Consider the following 21,787-nt stretch of genomic DNA (forward strand, 5'->3'; position numbering starts at 1 on the left):
GTGCTGAGGACGGCGCTGGCCGGGCTGCGCGCGTACCGGCTGCGGTTGCTGCTGACGTCCCTGGCGATCGTGCTGGGGGTGGGGTTCATCGCGGGCACGTTGATCCTGAACGACACCGTCCAGGCGGGTTTCTCCCAGCGGGTGACCGCCGACGCCGGCAAGGTGGACGTGGCGGTGCTGGCCGGGGACGGCGTGCTCGCCGAGGACGTCCTGCGCCGGGTGCGCGCGGTCACGGGCGTGGCCGACGCGCAGGGCCTGGTGCGGGGGCCCGCGCGGCTGCTCGGCAAGGACGGCAAGGTGGTCGGCGACCTGCCCACCACGGCGATCTCCGTCGTACGCGGCCCGCTGCAGCGCACCACGATCGTCGCCGGCACCGGACCCGGCACGGACGACCGGGCCGCCGTGCTCGACGAGAACACCGCCCGCGTCAACGGCTTCCGGCTCGGCGAGGACCTCGTGGTGCTCGACCCGGACGGGGAGCGGCACACCTTCAAGCTCGTCGGGCTCCTAGACCCCGGCGTGGACCAGGAGCTCGCCTTCACCGGCGCGGTCGGCCTCACCACCTCCGCCGCCCTGCGGATGACCGGCGCGAAGGGCTACCACGAGATCGACGTCGCGGGTGGCGCGCCCGGCCTGGAGCAGGCCGTGGCCGCCGCCGCGGGGCCGGGGGCGACGGTGAAGACCGGCGACGAGCTGGCCGCCGACCTCGCCGCCGCGGCCGGGCTGGAGATGCGGACGCTGACCGTGGGCCTGCTGCTGTTCGGGGTCGTGGCCATGATGGTGGCCGCGCTCGTCATCTACAACACCTTCACCATCCTCGTCGCGCAGCGCGGCCGCGAGCTGGCGTTGCTGCGCTGCATCGGGGCCACGCGGGGGCAGGTGTTCGGCTCGGTCCTGCTGGAGTCGGGCGTGGTCGGCCTGGTCGCCTCGGCGCTCGGCCTCGCGGCCGGGTACGGGCTCGCGGCGCTCGCGCTCGCCCTGCTGGCCGCGTTCGACGCCCCGCTGCCCACGGGCGCCTCCGTGGCGCTCACCCCCCTCACGATCGCCGTCGGGGCGGCCGTGGGCCTCGTCGTCACCGTGGGCGCGGCGCTGCTGCCCGCCCGGTCGGCCACGCGGGTGCCGCCGGTCGCGGCGCTGCGTACGCAGGCCGACGAGCAGGCGTTCCGCATGGGCGCGGCGCGCTGGGGCGCCGCCGCGCTGTTCCTGGTGGCCGGGTTCGGCGCGACCGGGTTCGGCGTGTGGAGGATGCCGCCGGGGGACGCGGCCACGCTGGTCGTGGTCATGGTCGGCGGCATGCTGACCTTCCTGGCCGTGCTGATCCTCGGGCCGGCGCTGGTCCGGCCGCTGAGCGCGGTCGTGGGCCGGCTCCCCGCCCGGCTGGCCGGGGTGCCGGGACGGCTGGCGCTGGACAACACGGCGCGCAACCCGCGCAGGGCCGCGACCACGACCGTCGCCCTGACGATCGGGGTGACGCTCATGACGGTGATCTCGGTGCTCAGCGCCTCGACCCGGGCGACCGTGACGGACAAGCTGGACGAGCAGTTCCCGGTGGACTACCTGCTGTCCGCGCAGGGCGGCGAGGCCGCGGTGCCGCGTACGGTGGGCGAGGAGCTGCGGCGGGCGCCGGAGCTGGGCTCGGTGCTGCAGGTCCGCGAGACGCCGGCCAAGGTCACGGGGCGGACGGGTGGGGCTCGGACGTACGATCTGGGCGCCTTCCACGGGCCGGTCGCCCCCGAGGTGGTCGCGGGTTCGATGGCCGCCGGGCTGTCGGAGGGCCAGGTGGCGCTGCTCGACCGGGCCGCGAACGAGCTGGGCGTACGGGTCGGCGACACCGTGCAGGTCAGCGTGCGGGCCAAGGGGCGCGCGGAAAGCGTGCCGTTGCGGGTCGTCGCCGTGCTCGGCGGGGACGGTTCGGCGTTGCCGACGCTCACCGTCGCCGAGAGCGCGTTCGACCGCTACGCCGGGGCGCTGCCCGACGCCCGGGTGCTGATCACCATCAAGGACGGGGTGTCCGCCGACCAGGCGAGGGCCGTGGTCAGGGAGGCCGTCGCCGCCTATCCGACCGTACGGCTCAGCAGCTCGACCGAGGTGCGCGGCGAGTTCGACGAGACGCTCGACATGCTCCTCATGATCGTCGGAGGGCTGCTCGGGCTGGCGATCCTGATCTCGCTGCTGGGCATCGCGAACACCCTGTCGCTGTCGGTGCACGAGCGTTCGCGGGAGTCGGCGCTGCTGCGGGCGCTCGGGCTGACCCGGCCACAGCTGCGGCGGATGCTCTCGGTCGAGGCGCTGGTGCTCGGGCTGATCGGCGCGCTGGTCGGGGTGGTGCTCGGCGGGCTGTACGGCTGGGTGGCGGTGCTGGCGATGCTGGATGGGGCGGTCCTGTCGGTGCCCGTCGGACAGGTCGTGCTGTTCGTGGTGCTGTCGGGGGTGGCGGGGGTGGTGGCCTCGCTGCTGCCGGCGCGGCGGGCGGCGCAGGCGTCGATCGCCGGGGCGCTCGCTGCCGGGTGACCGTCAAGTCGGGTAAAGGGTCTTGAAAGGGCATAAACCCGTCATGTGTGGATAGAGAGCGCATGCGCGCGAGGGCCGGGCGTCTCATGGGGGCGGCGCCCGGCTCTCACGCGGCTGAGAGGGGGCGGCGCGGCCCCCAGTGGGGGCCGCGCCGGCGACTCGCGGGGAATGGCGGCTTCGAGCCGTGGCGCGACTCAGTGGGGGATGGCCGTGCCGAGCCGTGGCGCGACTCAGCGGGGGATGGCCGTGCCGAGCCGTGGCGCGACTCAGCGGGGGATGGCCGTGCCGAGCCGTGGCGCGACTCAGCGGGGGATGGGGCCGGGCCAGAGCTCGGCGACCGTCTCCGGGTCGAGGAGCGGCCGGGGGGCCACCTCGCCGGTCGTCTCGTCGATGACGACGCACGCGCCGCCGATCGTCTCCGGCAGCCGGGCCGGGTCGTCGGGTTCGAGGTCGCGGATCCAGGCGACGTAGCCGTCGTGGAAGCCGTACACGCCGACGGAGACGGCCTCCTCCGCCGGCAGCGCCCCGTTGACGTACTCCTCGGCCAGCGCCCGGGCCTGATCCAGGTTCACCGCGGCCTCCCGTGCCGGTCGAGGACCACGCAGAACACCCCGGTCACCGTCAGGTAAGGGGGCTCCACCGACATGTGCCCCCGCTGGGCGTCGATCCAGATGACCTCGCCCTCGGCGTTGACCGCGTTGTAGGCGTGGCTGCCGCCGCCGGGCCAGCGCACCACGATCACCGCGCTCGCCCCGTGGCCGGCCTCCGTCAGCCGCCGCGCGATCATCGGGTAGGCGTGCCGCCCCTGCCCGGTGTACTCCAGCCGCTGCCCGACCCAGCGTTCGATCCTGGCCGTGCTGCCGCGCTCGCCGGTGAGCACGGGCCGGCCGATGCGGTCGTGCTCGGGCACCCGCGCCGCGGCCGTGGCCGGCTCGCCGTGCCAGGTGGACAGCACGGCGAGCGCGCAGTCTGCGGCGTTGGCGGCGCGGAACGGGTCGTCGGCGGGGCCGCAGCCGTTGATCAGCCTGATCCAGGTGCCGCGCGGGTCGGGGAACCGCGCCCCCGGAGGCAGGGCCTCCATGAGGTCGCGCTCCGCCCGCGGATCGGGCCTTGCCAGCCCGCCGGGCACGTCGTACGGCCGGCACTCGGCGAGCGGCGGCGGCCGGTGCGGCCGGTCGAACCAGTCGTCCCCGTCGCCCTCCGGCCTCGCCCGCGGCTCCTCGCCGACACCGGGCGCGTCCTCGCCGGCCCCGAAAAGGTCCTGCTCGCCGGGGGCCGGCGCGTGCTCGTCCAGCTCGGCGGCCCGCTCGTAGTCGAGCCACCGCACCCCGTCGGCGACGACGGGGTTGTACCGCCCTTCGGGGAGGACCCAACGGACACTCGGCTTGCGCTCGCGGAACACGGCCTGCCTCCTGTCATCCCTTCGACCACCGATCGTAGATGGGTCGTCACGGAACGGAGGGGGAAAGTGCAAAGTTCCGCTGGTCAGGTCTCCTATTCGTAGTGGTAGCGGGCCTGCAGGATGACGACCTCGTCGTCCATGGGCAGGTAGACCAGTCTGTGCTCTTCGGTGATGCGCCGCGACCACGCGCCCGTCAGGGCGTACTTCAGCGGCTCGGGCTTGCCGATGCCCTCGAAGGGATCACGCAAGGCGTCCTCGATCAGCCGGTTGATCCGCTTGAGGATTTGCCGATCGGCCGTCTGCCAGTGGACGTAGTCCTCCCAGCCCCTCCCCGTGAAGGCGACCTTCACCGGGAGCTCTCGTCGTCCAGCAGTTCGTGCCTCTCGTGGCGGCCCGCGAGAGCCTCCTGGTACGACTCGATCAGTCGACGGGCGTTGGCCGGCGAGCGAAGCAGGTAGGCCGTCTCCCGGAGCGCCTCGTATTCCTCGGCGGCGACCAAGTAGGCGTTTCCGCTCTTGGACACGATCTCCACGGCGGTGCGGTCGTTGTTGACCTCTTCGATGAGCGGGAACAGGCGTCGGCGGGCCTCGCTGGCGGTGATGGACATGACCCTCCCTCTGAGTGGTACAGCTTTACGGTACCACTCAGAGGTCGTCAGCACTCGATGACGTTGACGGCGAGGCCGCCGCGGGAGGTCTCCTTGTACTTGTCGAGCATGTCGCGGCCGGTGTCGCGCATGGTCTTGATGGCCTTGTCCAGGGCCACGTAGTGGCGGCCGTCGCCGCGCAGGGCGATGCGGGCCGCGGTGATGGCCTTGTTGGAGGCGACGGCGTTGCGCTCGATGCACGGGATCTGCACGAGGCCGCCGATCGGGTCGCAGGTGAGGCCCAGGTTGTGCTCGATGCCGATCTCGGCGGCGTTCTCCACCTGCTCCGGCGTGCCGCCCATGACCTCGGTCAGCCCCGCGGAGGCCATCGAGCAGGCCGAGCCCACCTCGCCCTGGCAGCCGACCTCGGCCCCGGAGATGGAGGCGTTCTCCTTGAACAGCACGCCGATCGCGGCGGCCGTCAGCAGGAAGCGGATCACGCCCTCGTCGTCGGCCTGCGGGACGAAGCGGGTGTAGTAGGTGAGCACGGCCGGGATGATGCCGGCCGCGCCGTTGGTGGGGGCGGTGACGATGCGGCCCCCGGCGGCGTTCTCCTCGTTGACCGCCAGCGCGAACAGCGTCACCCAGTCCATCGCCTGGAGCGGGTCCTTCTCGGGCGACTCGGCCTGGAGGCGGCGGTGGAGCTGGTTGGCGCGGCGCTTGACCTTGAGCCCGCCGGGCAGCACGCCCTCGCGGGAGATGCCTCTGCGCACGCACTCCTGCATGACCCGCCACAGGTTGAGCACGCCCGCGCGGATCTCCTCCTCGGTGCGGCCGAACGCCTTCTCGTTCTCCATCATCAGCGCGGAGATCGACAGGCCGGTGTTGGAGCAGTGCTTGAGCAGCTCCTCGCCCGTGGTGAACGGGTAGGGCAGCACGGTGTCGTCGGGCTTGATGCGGTCGGCGCCGGTGGCGTTCTCGTCCACGACGAAGCCGCCGCCGACCGAGAAGTAGACCTTCTCCCGCACGGTTCCGCCGTCCGCGTCGTAGGCGGTGAAGCGCATGCCGTTGGGGTGCTCGGGGAGGGAGATCTTGCGTTCGAAGACGAGGTCCTCGCCCACGACGAACGGGATCTCGCGGCGGCCGTAGAGATGGACGGTGCCGGAGGCGCGCATGGCGGCCAGGCGCTCGTCGACGGTGTCGACGTCCACCAGCTCCGGCTTCTCCCCGGACAGGCCCAGCAGGACGGCCTTGTCGCTGCCGTGGCCCTTGCCGGTCAGGCCGAGCGAGCCGTACAGGATGGCCTCGACGCGGGCCACCCGCTCCAGCAGGCCGTCCTCGTGCAGGCCCCGGGCGAACTTGTGCGCGGCCGCCATCGGGCCGCCCGTGTGCGAGCTGGAGGGCCCGATGCCGATCTTGAAGAGGTCGAAGACGCTGATCGCCATTGATGTGCGCCCTTCATGGGACGGAAGCCGGGGCCCGGGCGGGGCCCCGGCGGGGAAATCAGGACTCGCCGGAGGTGAGGGCGGTGTACTCCTCGGCAGAAAGCAGGTCCTCGGGCTCGCCCTCGATGCGTACCCGGAACATCCACCCTTCCCCGTAGGGGTCGCTGTTCACCAGGGCCGGGGTGTCGGCCACGTTCTGGTTGACCTCGACCACCTCGCCGCCCACGGGCGAGTAGATCTCGCTGACGGACTTGGTGGACTCCACCTCGCCGATCGAGTCGCCGGCCGCGACGCTCGCGCCGACCTCGGGGAGCTGCACGTAGACGACCTCACCCAGGGCCTCGACGGCGAACTCGGTGATGCCCACGGTGACGGTCAGGCCGTCGTCCAGCCCGGCCACCCACTCGTGTTCCTTGGTGTAGCTCAGCTCGTCAGGGATGTTGCTCACTTCTTCCTCCTGTAAAAGGGCAGCTCTACGAGGTCCACGGGTTCTTGGCTGCCCCGGATGTCCACTGCCAGGCCTTCACTCGCGCCGGTGTCGACGTAGGCCATCGCGATGGGCTTGCCCAGGGTGTGGGAAGGCGCGCCGCTGGTGACCTCGCCGACGACGGCGCCGTCCTGCGTCACCGGGTAGCCGTGCCGCGGCACCCGGCGGCCCCGCGCGACCAGGCCGACGAGGCGGCGTCCCGGCTGGTCGTCCTTGACCGCCTCCAGCGCCGCTCGTCCGACGAAATCGCCGGGCTTGTCGAATTTCACCACTCTGCCCAGTCCCGCGTCGAACGGGGTCAGCTCCGCGCCGAGCTCGTTGCCGTACAGCGGCATGCCGGCCTCCAGCCGGAGCGTGTCACGGGCGGACAGGCCCGCGGGCGCGAGCCCGTACGGCTCCCCGGCGGCGGTGAGCGCGTTCCAGAGCGGCACGGCGTCCTGGTTGGCGACGAAGAGCTCGAAGCCGTCCTCGCCGGTGTAGCCGGTGCGGGCGATCAGTGCCTCGCGGCCGTCGACCAGGCCGGGCAGGCCGGCGTAGTACTTGAGCCCGGCGAGGTCGGCGTCGGTCAGCGTGGCCAGGATCTCCTGCGCGCGGGGGCCCTGGACGGCGATGAGCGCGTAGCGGTCGGAGCGGTCCTCGACCGCCGCGTCGTACGCCTTGGCCCGCTCCTGGAGCTCCTGGGCGACCTTCTGGTAGTTCGAGGCGTTGGCGACGACCATGAACTCCTCGTCACCGAGCCGGTAGACGATGAGGTCGTCGAGCACCCCGCCCCGCTCGTCGACGATCATGGTGTACCTGGCCCGGCCGGTGGCGAGCGCGGACAGGTGGCCGACCAGCGCGTAGTCCAGCGCCTCGGCGGCCTGCGGGCCGGTCACGAAGATCTCGCCCATGTGGGAGAGGTCGAACAGCCCGGCCGCCTCGCGCACGGCCTGGTGCTCGGCGGACTCTCTGCCGTACCGGAGGGGCATGAGCCAGCCGGCGAAGTCGGTGAGGGTGGCGCCCAGGCTCTCGTGGACGTCGCGTAGCGGTGTCGGTCGGGACATGTGTCGCACCTCAGGACAGGAGTGGATGCCAGCATCCTCCCCCTCTGTCATCGATGCCTGAGAGCTTCGCCCGATTTTTGCCGGACTTTCACCTTCGGCGAGGCCAAGAGCCTGCTTTCCAGAGGCCACCTCGTCCGTGCGGTCCTTTGCCTTGAGAGGTTCGCGGGGAGGGCTTGCTCCTTCAGGGACCCTGACCGGCTGTCAGAGTGCTCTCCCGCACGGTGTCGACGGTGATGTCCGCCAGCCTAGTGGGGGTATGGGGCATTTGTCGCCTACGGGTCTCAGCAGGCCGCGACCAGCGCCTCGAACAGCGCGCCGTCCTCGGCCTCCTCCGGATGCCACTGCACGGCCATCGCGAACGCCGCCCCCTCCAGCTCCACCGCCTCGACCGTGCCGTCCTCGGCGGTCGCGGTCACGGTCAGGCCGGGGGCGAGCCGGTCCACGGCCTGGTGGTGGTAGTGCGGGACCGTCACCGGCTCCGTCCCGAGCGCCTTGGCCAGGCGGCTGCCGGGCACCGGCGTCACCGGCAGATGGCCGAACACGCCCGGCCCCGGCGCGTGCCCCGTGTGCCCCGCCACGTCCGGCAGGTGCTGGTGGAGGGTGCCGCCGAGAGCCACGTTGAGCACCTGAAGGCCACGGCAGACCCCCAGGTACGGCAGCCCGGCGTCCAGCGCCCCCGCCAGCAGCGCGAACTCCGCCTCGTCGCGGAAGGCGCGGACGTAGCCGGTGCGCTCGTGCGGCCGGGCGCCGTACCTGGCCGGGTCGATGTCGCCGCCGCCGGCCAGGACGAGCCCGTCGAGACCGCGCAGCGCCCCGGCGGGCTCGCCGGCCGGCGGCAGCACGACGGGCTGGCCGCCGGCCCGCACGACCTGCTCGACGTACAGGTACGGCAGCAGCGCCACGGTCACGTCCGTCCAGACCGTGAACGTGGCGGGCTCCACGTAGGAGGTGATCCCGATCAACGGGCGACGCACGACGGACCCCCTAGAGCGGCGTCACGTAGGCGCCGCTGATGCCGCCGTCCACCAGGAACTGGCTGGCCGTGATGAAGGAGGAGTCGTCACTGGCCAGGAAGGCGACGGCCGCCGCGATCTCCGACGCCTCGGCGAAGCGCCCGAGCGGCACGTGCACCAGCCGCCGCTGCGCCCGCTCCGGGTCCTTGGCGAACAGCTCCTGGAGCAGCGGCGTGTTCACCGGTCCGGGGCAGAGCGCGTTGACCCTGATGCCCTCGCGGGCGAACTGCACGCCGAGCTCCCGCGACATCGCCAGCACCCCGCCCTTGGAGGCGGTGTAGGAGATCTGCGAGGTCGCCGAGCCCATCACGGCCACGAACGACGCGGTGTTGATGATCGAGCCCTTGCCCTGCCGCCGCATGTACGGGATCGCGTGCTTGCAGCACAGGTAGACGCTGGTGAGGTTGACCTCCTGGACCCGGCGCCAGGCGTCGAGCCCGGTCTCCAGGATGGAGTCGTCGTCGGGCGGCGAGATGCCGGCGTTGTTGAAGGCGACGTCCACACTGCCGTAGGTCTCGTGCGCCGTGGCGAACACCCGCTCGACGTCGTCCTCGCGGGTCACGTCCGCCTCGACGAACAGGCCGCCGACCTCGTCCGCGGCCTTGACGCCCGCCGCCGCGTCGATGTCCACGCAGACGACCCGCGCCCCCTCCTCGGCGAACCTGCGGGCCGTGGCGAGCCCGATGCCGCTGCCCGCGCCGGTGATGACGGCGACCCGATCCTGCAACCGCTGCACTTGCTCACTCCCAGGAGATGAAGACGTTCTTGGTCTCGGTGAACGCCGCGAGGGCGTCCGGGCCGAGCTCCCGGCCGAGGCCGGACTGCTTGAAACCGCCGAACGGGGTCCAGTAGCGGACCGACGAGTTCGAGTTGACCGACAGCGCGCCCGACTCGACCGCGCGCGCCACGCGCAGCGCCCGCCCGACGTCGCGGGTCCAGATCGAGCCGCTCAGCCCGTACGGCGTGTCGTTGGCGACGCGGATCGCGTCGGCCTCGTCCGTGAAGCGGGCCACCGACACGACGGGACCGAAGATCTCCTCGGTGAACGCGGGATCGGTCACCTCGGGCGTCAGCACGGTGGCGGGGAACCAGTAGCCCTTGCCCGCCGGGCACTCGCCCTGGAGCCAGGGGTCGGAGACGAACCCGCGGACCCGTTCCCGGTGCTCGGCGCTGATCAGCGGGCCCATCTCGGTGGCCTCGTCGAGCGGGTCGCCGACCCGGACGGCGCGTACGGCGGGGGCGAGCAGCGCCATGAACTCGTCGTACACCTCGGCCTGCACCAGCAGCCGGGAGCGGGCGCAGCAGTCCTGGCCGGCGTTGTCGAACACCGCGTACGGCGCCGCCGCGGCCGCTTTGGCGAGGTCGGCGTCGGCGAAGACGATGTTCGCCGACTTGCCGCCCAGCTCCAGCGTCACCCGCTTGACCTGGGCCGCCGCCTTGGCCGCGATCTCCTTGCCGACCTCGGTCGAGCCGGTGAACACGATCTTGGCGACGTGCGGGTGCTCCACCAGCCGGGCCCCCGCGACCTCCCCTGCCCCAGGCAGCACCTGGAGCACCCCCTCGGGGAGGCCCGCCGCCAGGGCCAGCTCGGCCAGCCGCAGCGCGGTCAGCGGGGTCTGCTCCGCGGGCTTGACGACGACGGTGTTGCCCGCGGCCAGCGCGGGGGCCACGCCCCACGACAGGATGAGCATGGGGAAGTTCCACGGCACGATCACGCCCACCACGCCCAGCGGCTCCTGGAAGGTGACGTCCACGCCGCCGGGCACCGGGATCTGCCTGCCGTGGTTGCGCTCGGGCGCGGCGGCGTAGAAGTGCAGCACGTCGCGGACCGCGCCGGCCTCCCAGCGGGCGTTGCCGATGGTGTGCCCGGCGTTGTCCACCTCCAGCCTGGCCAGTTCCTCGGCGTGCTCGCCCACCAGGTCGGCGAAGCGCCGCAGCAGCCGCGCCCGGTCGCCGGGTGCCACCGCGCGCCAGGACGGGTACGCCTTCCTGGCACGCTCCACGGCCCGGTCGACCTCGGCCGCGTCGGCGAACTCGACGTCGGTGATGACGTCCTCCGTCGCCGGATTGACGATCTTCATGCTCACATCCGTTCGAAACCGCGGAACAGCTCCCAGTCGGTCACCGCCGCGTCGTAGGCGGCCAGCTCCACCCGCGCGTTGTTCGCGTAGTGCCCGACCACGTCCTCGCCGAACGCCTCACGCGCCGGCTTCGACCCCTCGAACAGGGCCAGCGCGTCGCGCAGCGTCGCCGGCACGGTGTCGGCGCCGGAGTCGTAGGCGTTGCCCGCGTACGGGTCCTCCAGCGCCAGCTCGCCGTCGATGCCGTGCAGCCCGGCCGCGACCAGCGCGGCGACCGCCAGGTACGGGTTGACGTCGCCGCCCGGCACCCGGTTCTCGATGCGCAGCGAGAGCCCGTGGCCGACCAGGCGCAGCGCGCAGGTCCGGTTGTCCAGGCCCCACTTGACGGCCGTAGGCGCGAAGCTGCCGGGGACGAAGCGCTTGTAGGAGTTGACGTTGGGGGCGAACAGGAGGGTCAGCTCGCGCAGGCAGGCGAGCTGACCGGCGATGAAGCGGGCGCCGAGCCGCGACAGGCCGTGCGGCCCCTCGCCGGCCATCACCGGCTCGCCGCTCGTGGAGCGGAGCGAGATGTGGATGTGGCAGGAGTTGCCCTCGCGCTGGTTCGGCTTGGCCATGAAGGTGATCGCCCGGCCCTCCTGGGCGGCGATCTCCTTGGCGCCGTTCTTGTAGATCGCGTGGTTGTCGCAGGTCCTGAGCGCCTCGTCGTAGCGGAAGGCGATCTCGTGCTGGCCCAGGTTGCACTCGCCCTTGGCGGACTCGACGTACATGCCGGCGCCCTCCATGTCGCGCCTGATGCGGCGCAGCAGGGGCTCGACGCGGGCGGTGCCGAGGAGCGAGTAGTCCACGTTGTAGAGGTTGGCGGGGGTGAGGTCGCGGTAGGCGCGTTTCCAGGCGTCCTCGTAGGAGTGGTCGTAGACGACGAACTCCAGCTCGGTCCCGACGTAGGCGACCAGGTCCCGCTCGGCCAGGCGGGCGAGCTGGCGGCGCAGGATCTGGCGGGGCGAGGCGGTCACGTCGCCGCCGTCCTCCCAGGCCAGGTCCGCCATCAGCATCGCGGTCCCCTCCTGCCAGGGCACCCGGCGCAGGGTCGCGAGGTCCGGCTTCATGACGAAGTCGCCGTAGCCCCGGTCCCAGGACGACATGGCGTAGCCGGAGACCGTGTTCATGTCGACGTCCACGGCGAGCAGGTAGTTGCAGCCCTCGGAGCCGTGGTGCAGCACCTCGTCCAGGAAGTAACGCGCCGAGAGCCGCTTGCCCTGCAACCTGCCCTGCATGTCGGCGATGGCGAGGAGCACCGTGTCGATCCGGCCCGCGCTCACCTCGTCGCGCAGCTCGTCCACGCTCAGGAAGCCTTCGTGCACGTTCAGGTCGCTCCGATCTGGCCTGAGGCGCTTTCCCGTTGATTGGGCTAGTCTCAGACCATTGATGTGCATGGTGGATCGTCTGTCAAGACCCGAGGACATGTTGGACGAGTCGGCGCGACTGATGACGGTGCTGCGCCCGGTCCGGGCCGGCAACGCCTTCGAGGAGACCGTGGAACGGCTGCTCCAGGCCATCAAGCTGGGCGTGGTGCCGCCGGGCGGCAAGCTGCCCCCGGAGCGCGAGCTCGCCGTGCGGCTCGGCATCAGCCGGGTCACCCTGCGTGAGGCGATCCGCGCCCTGTCCGACGCCGGCTACCTCGACGTGCGCAGGGGCCGCTACGGCGGCGCGTTCGTCACCTACGAGCCGCCCGCCCCCGACGCCCGCGAGCTGCGCCAGGCCGTCGCCGAGATGGGCCACGACGACCTCGCCGACGCCCTGACCTTCCGCCTGGCCGTCGAGTGCGGCGCCGCCCAGGTGCTGGCCGGCATGGAGCTCGCCGGCGAGCGGCGCGCCCTGCTCCTGCGCCGGCTCGCCGAGCTCAACGAGGCGTCACTGGAGGACTACCGCCGCCTCGACACGGCCTTCCACCTGTCCATCGCCGAGCTGACCGGCTCTGCGCTGCTCGCCACGGCCTGCGCCGACGCCCGCTCCCGGGTCAGCGACCTGCTCAACGCCATCCCGATGCTCCAGGTCAACCTGGACCACGCCGCCGTCCAGCACCGGGCCATCGTGGACGCCATCCTCGCGGGCGACCCCGACGCGGCCCGCCGCGCCATGACCGAGCATCTGGAGGGCACGGCCGCGTTGCTGCGGGCGTTCCTGGCATGACGGAAGACGCGTCACGGTAGGGGCGATCGCCTCGTACCATCGTTTTAAGGTTATGGGGGATTGGTTTCAGCACACCATCGTCGCCACGGGACGGCTCTCGCTGTTCTGTTTCTTCGTCATGCTCATCGTGGCGTTCATCGCGACCCGCATCAACGTCCGGCTGATCAGGGCCAAGGTCGGCTGGTTCCGTGACGTCAACGTGGGCGAGATGCACATCCACCACGTCGTCTTCGGCGTCGTGCTGATGCTCGTCGGCGGCGTCACGCAGATCGTCCTCGCGCCCACCTCGCAGGTCGGGCACGCGGTGGCGGCGGGCGTCTTCGGGGTCGGCTCGGCGCTGGTCCTGGACGAGTTCGCGCTGATCCTGCACCTGCACGACGTGTACTGGGAGGAGGAGGGGCGGACCTCGGTGGACGCGGTCTTCATCGCGGTCGCCGTCACCGGCCTGCTGCTCATCGGCCTCCGGCCGCTCACTTGGGACTACGGGACGCCTCTCGTCAATCCGGCCGTGCTCATCGTGGGCAACCTGGTGCTGGCCGTGATCACCCTGCTCAAGGGGAAGATCTGGACCGGCATGGCCGGGCTGTTCGTGCCGCCCATGCTGCTGGTGGGCGCGATCCGGCTGGCCCGGCCGGGGTCGCCGTGGGCGCGCTGGGTCTTCGCCCGGCGCTCGCCGCGCAAGATGGCGCGGGCTCTGCGCAGGGAGGAGAAGTGGCGGCGGCCGGCGATCCGGGCCAAGATCGCCTTCCAGGAGTTCCTGTCCGGGCGGCACGACCTGCCGTCCACGCGACGCGCACGCCGGCGCACGTGAACGCGCACGTGAACGCGGACGAGATCGGGCTCGCGGTGCGGGCGCTGCACGAGCGCGGCCACGCGGGCGACCTCGCCGGGGTCGCCGCCGCACGCCCCCTCTGCTCCTTCCGAGAGCTCGAAAGCCTCGGCAGGCGGCACCTCGAATCCTTCTCCGTGCACGAGCTGGCCGACCGGCTGGAGTTCGCCGAGCTCATCGCCGACGAGGAGTTCGAGGCGTACGGGCTGGACGAGGAGGGCGTGCGGGCGGTCCGGCGCTTCGCCAGGGAGTGGCTGGAGGACATCAGGCTGCGCCGGGCCGACGACGGCGACGTGGACTACGACGCCGAGGACGTCCCCGGCGTCGACTGATCCACCGGGGTGAGCAGGGGCCGCTTGGCGGTGCGGCCGTCGCCCGAGGAACGGCCGCGCAGGCGGCGGCCGAGCCACGGCCCCGCGAACGAGCCCAGCCAGCGGGCCTGCTCCGCCGCCGTCCGCCAGGCCGGCGCCGCCGGCAGGAGCGGGAACGGGTCCATCCACGTGCCGTCGCTGCCCGGCAGCTCCAGGGCGTGGGCCACGGAGGCGGCGATGCGGGCGTGCCCCTCCGGGCTGGCGTGCAGCCGGTCGGGGCTCCACATCCGGGCGTCCTCGACGAACCGCATCCCGAAGGTGTCCACCAGCGTCACCCCGTGCCGGGCGGCGGCGTCCCTGATCCGCGCGTTCAGCGCGAGGACGCGCGGCAGCAGCGGACGGGCCAGCGGCATGATCGCGCCGATGTCGGGGAAGGTCACGCTGACCACCCGGGCCCCGGCGGCGGTCAGGGCCGCGAACATCTCCTCCAGCGCCTGCGCCACCCGCGCGGGGTCGAAGCCCGGCCGGATGATGTCGTTCATGCCGGCCATGACCGTGGCCAGGTCGGGCCGCAGCGCGAGGGCGGCCGGCAACTGCTCGTCGCGGATCTGGCCGGCCAGCCTGCCCCGGACGGCGAGGTTGGCGTAGCGCAGCTCCGGGTTCGCGCCGGCCAGGATCTCGGCCAGGCGGTCGGCCCAGCCGCGGTGGCCGCGCAGGTCGTCGCCGTCGCCGAGCCCCTCGGTCTGGCTGTCGCCGAGGGCGACGTAACGGGCGTACATCAGGGCTGCTCCTTCCTGACGCGGGCGGCGCGCTCCTCCAGCGCGCGGGCGGTGTCGAGAGACCAGTCGCGGATCTCCCGCTCCAGCCTGCAGCCCGCCAGGCACGACAGGTAGGGCCCGACGCGCTCGCCCTCGCGCAGGAACGTCTCCTCGTCCAGGTCGCCGCGGAAGTGCAGCAGCGTGCGCTCGAACAGGGCCAGCTTGGCGGCGGCCGCCGCGGCCCGCTCGCGGAGCTGGGCGATGACGGGGGCGGGGTCGAGGGCGTCCACGGCGTGCACCCGCACCACCAGGTCGTCGCGGAGCAGCAGCGGCTTGGGCGGGGCGGCGGCGAAGGCGGCCAGCTCGTCGAGGCCTGCGCCGGTGACGCTGAACACCCGCTTGTTGGGACGGCCCCGCTGGACGACCTCGCGGCCCGCCACCAGGCCGTCGGCCTCCAGCTTGGCCAGCTCGGCGTAGAGCTGCTGGGGGGAGGCGTACCAGAAGTCGGCGACGCCGACGTCGAAGATCTTGGTGAGCTGGTAGCCGCTGTGCTCGCCGCTGAGGAGGGCGGCGAGGACGGCATGGCGGAGGGCCATCGTCACTCATGCCCATGAGTAGTCATGGGTATGACTATAGGCAGGGCAGGCGCGTGACGCTAGGGCAGGGCGGGGACGGCGGGCGGGTCGTTGGTCCAGCCGACCTTCACCAGGGTCTCGGTGTGCTCCTTGCCCGGGACCTGCTTGCCGTCGTTCAGTGCCTTCTGCTCCCGCGACAGCAGCAGCATCGTGCCGGTGTCCACGATCAGCCTGGTCCTGGCCGAGGACTTGGTCTTCTTGTCCGCCCTGTCGATCAGGACCACGGCTCCGGACCTGCCCAGCGTGTCCTTCGCGAGGCCGTCCGCGCGGACGCCCGGCATCGTCAGCAGCGCCTGGTAGGCGGCGGCGCGGACCTCCTTCGTGACGGGAAGGGAGTGCAGGAGGTACGGCAGGGTCCCCGCGACCCAGCCGTCGAGGGCGTAGTCCGGCACGCGGCTGGCCTGGCCCGCCCTTCTGAGCCAGTCCTTCAGAACTGCCGGGTCCGCGGGCAGGCGCTGGACCTCGTCGTACGTCAGGTGCTGCCCCCCGAGGAAGAAGTAGTTCTGATCCCGTACGGGGCCCGTGCTGCCCTTGGCGGGCGCGGCGGACAGCTTCACGGTCTTGCCGTCGATCGACTCGCTCCACTTGGACGGGGAGCCGTCACGCTGCCACGCCTTCCTGTCCGCCGCGCTCTTCGGCAGCGCCCCGAGCTCCCGGTACCCGTACCACGTTCTGCCGTCGGGCGCCTGCCAGGTCTCCGAGACCCGCCGCTGGACCAGCGCGTAGGAATCCGATTTGGAGCCGAACCGCCAAGGATGGGTGAGCGTCGTCAGCGACCTGGAGTGCCAGTAGGCGCCCTCGGGCGGAGCCGCCGCGGCCGCCCCCGGCGCGCCCAGGAGGGCGGTGGCGCCCATGGCCAGGCCGACGCCCAGGGAGACCAGCGGCCGGATCGGCGCGGTCGCGAGCTTCATAGGGATCCTCCGTGAATTCGACGTGATGATCTCCAATACGCCTGGGACCGCCAGAACGTTGCCCGCGAGACTTTCTTCGCCGGCGGGCAACGCCGGGGACGGCCGGGGCGTATTAGGAGGCGTGAAATCGGACAGACAGCCATGAGCGGCGCGGAGCGCGACTTCAGCGCCTTCGTGGCCGCGCGTGCCACAAGTCTGCTGCGGGTCGCCTATCTCGCCTGCGGCGACGAGACAGAGGCCGAGGACCTGCTGCAGACGGCGCTGGAACGCACGTACCGGAGCTGGGACCGGGTGCGCTACGACAACCCCGAGCCCTACGTACGCCGCGTCATCGTCAACGCCGCCATCAGCCGCGCCCGCCGCCGGGCGATCCTCAGCATCATCCCGACGCACCGGCCGCCGGAGCGACCGGCCCGCGTCACCGACGTCGACCTGCGCCACGTGCTCATGGAGGCGCTGCGCGCCCTGCCGCCCCGGCAGCGCGCGGTGGTCGTCCTGCGGTACTGGGAGGACCTCAGCGAGGCGGAGACCGCCGAGGCCCTCGGGTGCTCGGTCGGCACCGTCAAGAGCCAGGCGTCGAAGGCCACGGCCAAGCTCCGTTCGGCGCTCGGCCGCGAAGCAGCGGAAGGAGTGATCAGGAATGCCCGCGCTTGAGGAGGAGCTCCGCCAGATCATGGCGGACGAGACCGCGAGACTGCACGCCGCGCCCGACCTGGCGGAGCGGGTCATGCGCGCCGCCGGCGGCAGGCGGACGAGGATCAGGGGCGTGGCGCTGGCCGCGACGGCCGCCGTCATCGCCGCCGCGCCCATCGGGTACGTGACCTTGGGTTCGACGGCCACGAGCGGCGAGCCCCCGGCGGTGGTGGAGCCCACGACCGCCACGACGCTGGAGCCGCCCGCCATCGACGACACCCCGCCGGTCCCCTCCGACCCGCCGGAGCTCGGCGACCTGGGGGACGGGAAGGCGTTCAGGCACGTCAAGGTGGGATATCTGCCCGACGGGCTGAGATGGTCGCACTGGTCGGTGGACTTCGGCGACAGCTATTCGACTTCGTACAACTTCGACGGCGACAAGAACGGCTTCTACTGCGTCCAGATCTACATGTACGAGGACGCCGCCGTCCAGGAGCTCGACGAGCGGATCCAGCGGCTCCGCGACGAGGGCGACGGCGAGGAGGTGACCATCGGCGACCGCACCGGCTACCTCGTCGTCCAGGAGGTGGGCGAGGACGGCATGAAGGGCACCCCCACGCTCTTCCTCAGGATGGGCGACCGGCAGCGCGCCGAGATCATGTTCAGTCCCTCGTACGTCAAGGAGTTCTCCGGCGCCGAGGCCGTCAACGCCGAGCTGAGGAGGATCGCGGAAGGGCTCACCTCGACCCTGTGACCCGCTCAGAGCGCGACGGCCGAGCGGAGGGCGAGGCCCGCGCCGAGCAGCACGACCATCGCGGCGGTGCCCAGCGGGGCCAGGCCGGACACGCGGGCGGCCAGGCGTCCCGAGGCGGCCCGGCGTTCCAGGCGGTCCACCAGCTTGACCAGCAGGAGGCCGGTGACGGTGAGGGTGGCGGCCATGCCGACGCCGTACGCCGTCACCAGCGCGACGCCGAACCAGGTGCGGCCGAGGGCGATCGCGCCGAGCAGCACGATCAGCGCCGACGGGCTCGGCACCAGGCCACCCGCCACCCCGAGCCCCACGAGCCCGGCCCGCCGCCCGTGACCGTGCCCATGTCCGTGCCCATGTCCGTGCCCGGTGCGGGGGCGGCGGGCGTTCAGGAGGAGGCGGACACCGATGACGGCGATCAGCGCGCCGCCGGCCACCCCCAGCCAGGACAGCACCGTCTCCCCGGCGAGGGTGGTGAAGGCCGTCAGCGCCAGCCCCACCACCAGCACCCCGGCCGTGTGCGTGGCCGTCACGGTGGCCCCCACCACGACCGCGTCGCGCGGCCGGCCACGGCGTCCCGCCAGGTACGCCGCCATCACCGTCTTCCCGTGCCCGGGGATCAGCGCGTGCCCGGCCCCCAGCACCACGGCCAGCCCGACGGCGAGCAGCCCGAGCGGGAGCGTCAGCGCGTCCGAGCCGATCAGGCCGGTGAACGTCCGGTCCAGGGCGGCGAACGCCTCCCCGACGGGCCCGCCGATCGCGAGGCCGCCGGGCGCGGTGCCGCTCCCGCCCGTGGCGGGCCCGCCCGCCGAGGCCGTGAACGTGGCCGTCCGCTGGTCGAGCGGGTCGGACAGCAGGTCCTCCGGGTAGGCGCGCAGCTCGTCGCTGACGCTCGCGGCCGGCACCGTGGAGCCGCTCAGCCGTACGCCGTCGCCCGCCGCGCTGATCTCCCGCCAGCCGATCCTGTCCTGCTCGAAGGCGTCGGTGAACTCCACCGGGCCCGAGGCCCGGACGGCGGCCGTGAGGCGGCAGGTCAGGCGGCTGGTCCGCAGCCCGCCCAGGCCGGGCGCGTACGCGAACCCGGCCTCCGACACCCGCCACGGCACCGCCGTCCCCGCCACGACCAGGCGTTGCGCGGCGGCCAGCGCGGCGCAGCGGCGGCCCGCGTAGCCGGCGTCCACGGCGGGACCGGCCTGCAGGGTCGGCAGCTCGGCCAGGTCGACGACGGCGAGGTTGCCGATCCCGCCGGGCGTGACCACCAGCCCGTTGTAGTGGTTGACGGTGAAGTTGCCCAGCGGGTGCGCCGCGGCCGGCCCCGCGAACAGCGCCGGCAGCAGCAGGCCCGCCAGCGCGGACAGCAGGACGAAGCGGATCACCCTGGAGCGGATCGCCTTCATGAGAGCCTCGCGAGGGACGGCAGGGACGGGTCGAAGCCGGGGTCCACGCGCGCGGGCCGGCCGAGGGCGCGCTCGATGCGGGCCCGGTGGTAGCGGATGAGCGGGTTGTTCCAGCCGGTCGCGGTGGCCCGCTCCGCGTACTTCAGCGCCTCCTCCGGCTCGCCGGCCCGGAACAGCGCCCAGGCGAGGGCGTCGGCGGCGACGAGGTTGGGGTGGCGGGCGTACTCGGCCCGCGCGTACCGGACGGCCCGCTCCGGGTCGCGGTGGTCGGCCTCGAACTCGGCCGCCGTCAGGTCGTCGCCCACCCCGGCCGCCGCGAGCAGCCGCCGCTGGGCGTCGAGCAGCGTCCAGTCCGGCCGCAGCCCGGCCTTGAGCTGGACCTCGCCCTGCTCGACCAGGTACTGGGGGAGCGGCAGGCGGGTGACGACCCGCTGGTAGAGGTCGAGCGCCTGGCGGAGGTCGCCGCCGAGCGCGCTCGCCCTGGCCTGGCCGGCGAGCGCCGGGGTGAAGGAGGGGTCGGCCTGGAGGGCGCGGGCGTACCAGCTCCTGGCGGTGGCGAGGTCGCCCGTGTGGAGGGCCAGCTCCCCCAGGTAGTGGCGGACGTAGGCGAGGTCGGCGGGCAGCCAGGCGTCCTCGTGCGCGTACTCCAGGTAGCGGCGGGCGCCCTCCTGGTCGCCGCGCAGCTCGGCCGCGTACGACGCGCGGGCGAACGCCGCCACCCCCGGCTGCAGCTCCAGCATCCGGTCCACGGCCCGCGCGGCCCCCTTCAGGTCGCCGAGCTGGGTGCGGGCGTCGGCCAGCACGCCGTGGGCCGCCGCGCTGTACGGGTTCGCCGCGACCGCCTTCCCCGCCAGCCGCGCCGCCTCGGCGAACTCGTGCCGGCCTGCGGCGAGGGCGGCGCGCGCGGTGAGCACGGCGTCGTCGTCGGGGGCCAGCCGGGTCGCGGTGCGGGCGGCGCCCTCCGCCTTGACGTAGTAGGAGGGATCGCCGGTGACGCGGGCCTGGTCGACGTACTGGGAGGCGAGCTCGGCCCAGCCCCGGTGGTCGCGGGGGAGGCGCTTGAGCCGTTCCTGGAGGGTTTCGAGCGGCTGCGCGGCCGCCGTGGCGGGTGGCGCGGCGGACGGGGCCGCGGAGAAGGAGGCGATCGTGAAGATCATCGTCCCGAGGAGGACGAGACCGGCGAAGAACGTGCGCATGACGGCAGCTCCGGGGTCGGACGGTGCGGGCCGGCCGGCCGTGACGGGGAGCGCGGCCGGCCGGCCCGCGAGGGCGGCGGACGACGGGAGAGGAGCCCGCCGCCCCGGACGACCGGCCGGCTCGGGGAGGGGGCCGGCCGGTCGAGGACTCATCGCTGGTTGACGGCCCCGTTGGAGGGCAACGGGATGTACGGGAACGTCTGCAGCGACGGCTTGTCGTTCCTGTCCACCTTGTCCGTCAGGCCGGGCACGAGCTTGCCGCTCAGCGCGGCGCCCGCCACGGCCTGCAGCTCGATGTCCACGACGTCGTCGATGAGCCGGCGGCCGTTCGGGAAGCCCTGGAGGTCGCCGCCGAGCACGCCGAGCCGGTTCGGGTCCTTGCTGGGCGGGATCGACATGTTGAGTCGCAGCATCTCGGACGGCCGCAGCCGGCCGGCGTCCTTGTTCAGCACCTGCGAGTTCAGGTCGGCCTTGATGGGGCCGGTCCGCTTGGCGACGCCGGTCAGGAAGATCTGGAACAGGTCGTCGCGCGGGGTGGCGGGGGCCTTGATGCCGTAGACGGCCTGGAGCAGCCGGGCCACCTCCGGGTCGTTGACCCGCTTGACCAGCGGGGCCACGTCGGCGTCGCCGGACGGGTCGAGGGCGTTGTAGGCGTCCTTGAGCCCGGCGGGCGCGACGACCTCGTTCACCAGCGGGTTGCACAGGCGCGAGACCTGCACGTACTTGTGGCCGTTGAACTTGTCGGTGGTCGAGCAGACGCCGATGACCGGGTTGCGCTCGGGGTCGCCCTTGAGCGCCAGGTCCTTCTGGGGCACCTGGAGGCCGATCGTGTTGACGTTGTAGCCGCGGGTGGTGTCCTGGCCGACCTCCGACAGGTCGCCGCCGTAGAGGAAGTCGAACACGCGCAGGTCGAGGAAGAACGCCTCGTCCGACTGGCCGGCGAACGTCCGGCCGCCGCCCGGCACGCCGGCGATGGACTGGGCGCGCAGGGCGCCGTAGTCGGGCATCGAGGCGGGGCCGAGGTTGCTGGGCGCGGCGATGCCGTTCGGGACCAGGGTCCTGGTGCCGTGAGGCGTGACGCGCTTCAGCGTGTAGCGCTGGCGGTAGAGCAGGTCCGGGTCGTTCAGCGAGGTGACGGGGCCCTTGTTGGCGAGGAAGGTGTCGTTGCCGCGTCTGTCCTCGTCGCGGAACGTCCACTGGTAGGTGAGGTCGGTCCTGGCGTCGCCGTCGTTGTCGATCTTGATGTTGTAGCGGGCGGCGGTGTCCCAGGGGTAGAAGTTCGGGCCGCCGTGGGGCTCCTGGAACGGGATCCAGTTGGCCAGCAGCGTCACGGTGCCCGGCTTGTCGGGGCTGACGAACGCGTACACGTCGGTGTTGTCGACCTGGGGCATCCCCAGGATCTTCGGGGCCTCCCGGTGCGAGGAGGCGGTGCCGGGGTCGGTGCGGAGCGCGGCCATCGACGACGCGGCGACCGCTGCGGCGAGGCCGAGTCCGACCAGAGCGCGCCGGGTGATCCGGAGCTCCATGGTGGTCCTTTCGCAGGTGCTGTTCCGGTGCTTGACCGGTTGCTTTCCGGTTGCTGGTTCGGTGCTGTTCCGGTGCTGCGAGGTC

Annotated in this window: 23 protein-coding genes and 1 riboswitch; of the genes, 6 read left to right on the plus strand and 17 right to left on the minus strand. The window is 72.7% G+C overall.

All coding sequences use genetic code 11. The annotated features are described in order from the left end of the window. Complete coding sequence (locus ACBR40_RS23180; RefSeq protein WP_371250077.1) at positions 1-2,511, plus strand: ABC transporter permease; 2,511 nt, start codon at positions 1-3, stop codon at positions 2,509-2,511. A 302-nt stretch (positions 2,512-2,813) separates the two neighbouring features. Here the strand turns inward: ACBR40_RS23180 and ACBR40_RS23185 are convergent, their stop codons facing one another. From ACBR40_RS23185 to ACBR40_RS23235, 11 genes are all read right to left on the minus strand, one after another. Next, positions 2,814-3,083, minus strand: a complete 270-nt coding sequence (locus tag ACBR40_RS23185) for a hypothetical protein (protein WP_344209292.1) — start codon at positions 3,081-3,083, stop codon at positions 2,814-2,816. Beyond that, positions 3,080-3,913, minus strand: coding sequence for a toxin glutamine deamidase domain-containing protein (locus ACBR40_RS23190; protein WP_371250078.1), 834 nt, complete (start codon positions 3,911-3,913; stop codon positions 3,080-3,082). The genes ACBR40_RS23185 and ACBR40_RS23190 overlap by 4 nt, the downstream gene beginning before the upstream one ends. 92 nt (positions 3,914-4,005) lie before the next feature. Further along, the gene (locus ACBR40_RS23195; RefSeq protein WP_344209288.1) at positions 4,006-4,263 is read right to left on the minus strand and encodes a Txe/YoeB family addiction module toxin; all 258 of its coding nucleotides are present in this window, start codon (positions 4,261-4,263) and stop codon (positions 4,006-4,008) included. After that, a complete protein-coding gene (locus tag ACBR40_RS23200) occupies positions 4,260-4,520 on the minus strand; it encodes a type II toxin-antitoxin system Phd/YefM family antitoxin (RefSeq protein WP_371250079.1) in 261 nt (86 codons plus the stop codon). Before ACBR40_RS23200 ends, ACBR40_RS23195 begins: the two co-directional genes overlap by 4 nt. Before the next feature lie 47 nt (positions 4,521-4,567). After that, positions 4,568-5,944 (minus strand): L-serine ammonia-lyase, encoded by a 1,377-nt coding sequence (locus ACBR40_RS23205; protein ID WP_371250081.1) that lies wholly within the window; start codon positions 5,942-5,944, stop codon positions 4,568-4,570. Positions 5,945-6,002: 58 nt separating this feature from the next. Beyond that, on the minus strand, positions 6,003-6,392 hold the full coding sequence (gene gcvH / locus ACBR40_RS23210; protein WP_371250083.1) for a glycine cleavage system protein GcvH: 390 nt from the start codon (positions 6,390-6,392) through the stop codon (positions 6,003-6,005). Continuing rightward, positions 6,389-7,474, minus strand: coding sequence for a glycine cleavage system aminomethyltransferase GcvT (gene gcvT, locus ACBR40_RS23215; RefSeq protein ID WP_371250084.1), 1,086 nt, complete (start codon positions 7,472-7,474; stop codon positions 6,389-6,391). Before gcvT ends, gcvH begins: the two co-directional genes overlap by 4 nt. Before the next feature lie 129 nt (positions 7,475-7,603). Next, a riboswitch (glycine riboswitch) is annotated at positions 7,604-7,701 on the minus strand. 54 nt (positions 7,702-7,755) lie between these two features. Then, positions 7,756-8,448, minus strand: coding sequence for a gamma-glutamyl-gamma-aminobutyrate hydrolase family protein (locus tag ACBR40_RS23220; RefSeq protein WP_344209278.1), 693 nt, complete (start codon positions 8,446-8,448; stop codon positions 7,756-7,758). A 10-nt stretch (positions 8,449-8,458) separates the two neighbouring features. Further along, the gene (locus ACBR40_RS23225) at positions 8,459-9,223 is read right to left on the minus strand and encodes a 3-oxoacyl-ACP reductase (RefSeq protein ID WP_344209276.1); all 765 of its coding nucleotides are present in this window, start codon (positions 9,221-9,223) and stop codon (positions 8,459-8,461) included. A 4-nt stretch (positions 9,224-9,227) separates the two neighbouring features. Next, a complete protein-coding gene (locus ACBR40_RS23230) occupies positions 9,228-10,568 on the minus strand; it encodes an aldehyde dehydrogenase (RefSeq protein ID WP_371250085.1) in 1,341 nt (446 codons plus the stop codon). A 2-nt stretch (positions 10,569-10,570) separates the two neighbouring features. Then, a complete protein-coding gene (locus tag ACBR40_RS23235) occupies positions 10,571-11,929 on the minus strand; it encodes a glutamine synthetase family protein (protein WP_371250087.1) in 1,359 nt (452 codons plus the stop codon). 100 nt (positions 11,930-12,029) lie between these two features. Here ACBR40_RS23235 and ACBR40_RS23240 point away from each other — a divergent pair, with 100 nt between their 5' ends. From ACBR40_RS23240 to ACBR40_RS23250, 3 genes are read left to right on the plus strand one after another with little or no spacing between them, the layout of a single operon-like run. Beyond that, positions 12,030-12,758, plus strand: coding sequence for a FadR/GntR family transcriptional regulator (locus ACBR40_RS23240; RefSeq protein WP_371250088.1), 729 nt, complete (start codon positions 12,030-12,032; stop codon positions 12,756-12,758). A 52-nt stretch (positions 12,759-12,810) separates the two neighbouring features. Beyond that, positions 12,811-13,569, plus strand: coding sequence for a hypothetical protein (locus tag ACBR40_RS23245; RefSeq protein WP_344209268.1), 759 nt, complete (start codon positions 12,811-12,813; stop codon positions 13,567-13,569). Further along, entirely contained in the window at positions 13,566-13,919 is a 354-nt protein-coding gene (locus ACBR40_RS23250; protein WP_371250089.1) for a hypothetical protein, read from the plus strand. The genes ACBR40_RS23245 and ACBR40_RS23250 overlap by 4 nt, the downstream gene beginning before the upstream one ends. On the opposite strand, the gene ACBR40_RS23255 is transcribed toward ACBR40_RS23250, so the two are convergent. Genes ACBR40_RS23255 through ACBR40_RS23265 form a run of 3 tightly spaced genes read right to left on the minus strand, consistent with a single transcriptional unit; the run spans position 13,886 to position 16,202 of the window. After that, a complete protein-coding gene (locus tag ACBR40_RS23255; protein ID WP_371250090.1) occupies positions 13,886-14,677 on the minus strand; it encodes an SGNH/GDSL hydrolase family protein in 792 nt (263 codons plus the stop codon). The genes ACBR40_RS23250 and ACBR40_RS23255 overlap by 34 nt on opposite strands. Continuing rightward, a complete protein-coding gene (locus ACBR40_RS23260; protein ID WP_344209262.1) occupies positions 14,677-15,252 on the minus strand; it encodes a PadR family transcriptional regulator in 576 nt (191 codons plus the stop codon). Before ACBR40_RS23260 ends, ACBR40_RS23255 begins: the two co-directional genes overlap by 1 nt. Positions 15,253-15,311: 59 nt before the next feature. Beyond that, positions 15,312-16,202, minus strand: a complete 891-nt coding sequence (locus ACBR40_RS23265) for a hypothetical protein (protein WP_371250091.1) — start codon at positions 16,200-16,202, stop codon at positions 15,312-15,314. A 141-nt stretch (positions 16,203-16,343) separates the two neighbouring features. On the opposite strand from ACBR40_RS23265, the gene ACBR40_RS23270 reads away from it, so the two are divergent. Continuing rightward, a complete protein-coding gene (locus tag ACBR40_RS23270; protein ID WP_371250092.1) occupies positions 16,344-16,856 on the plus strand; it encodes a SigE family RNA polymerase sigma factor in 513 nt (170 codons plus the stop codon). Continuing rightward, positions 16,843-17,589 carry a hypothetical protein gene (locus ACBR40_RS23275; protein WP_371250093.1) on the plus strand — a complete coding sequence of 249 codons (747 nt, stop codon included), beginning with the start codon at positions 16,843-16,845 and terminating at the stop codon, positions 17,587-17,589. The genes ACBR40_RS23270 and ACBR40_RS23275 overlap by 14 nt, the downstream gene beginning before the upstream one ends. 5 nt (positions 17,590-17,594) lie before the next feature. Here ACBR40_RS23275 and ACBR40_RS23280 read toward each other — a convergent pair whose 3' ends face one another. From ACBR40_RS23280 to ACBR40_RS23290, 3 genes are all read right to left on the minus strand, one after another. Beyond that, the gene (locus ACBR40_RS23280) at positions 17,595-18,980 is read right to left on the minus strand and encodes a nickel/cobalt transporter (RefSeq protein ID WP_371250094.1); all 1,386 of its coding nucleotides are present in this window, start codon (positions 18,978-18,980) and stop codon (positions 17,595-17,597) included. Continuing rightward, positions 18,977-20,176, minus strand: a complete 1,200-nt coding sequence (locus ACBR40_RS23285) for a tetratricopeptide repeat protein (protein WP_371250095.1) — start codon at positions 20,174-20,176, stop codon at positions 18,977-18,979. The genes ACBR40_RS23280 and ACBR40_RS23285 overlap by 4 nt, the downstream gene beginning before the upstream one ends. A 149-nt stretch (positions 20,177-20,325) precedes the next feature. Further along, positions 20,326-21,702 carry a DUF4331 domain-containing protein gene (locus ACBR40_RS23290; RefSeq protein WP_371250096.1) on the minus strand — a complete coding sequence of 459 codons (1,377 nt, stop codon included), beginning with the start codon at positions 21,700-21,702 and terminating at the stop codon, positions 20,326-20,328. Positions 21,703-21,787: the final 85 nt, after the last annotated feature.

Origin of the sequence: Nonomuraea sp. AD125B (assembly GCF_041402765.1) — a bacterium.
GTDB lineage: Bacteria > Actinomycetota > Actinomycetes > Streptosporangiales > Streptosporangiaceae > Nonomuraea > Nonomuraea bangladeshensis.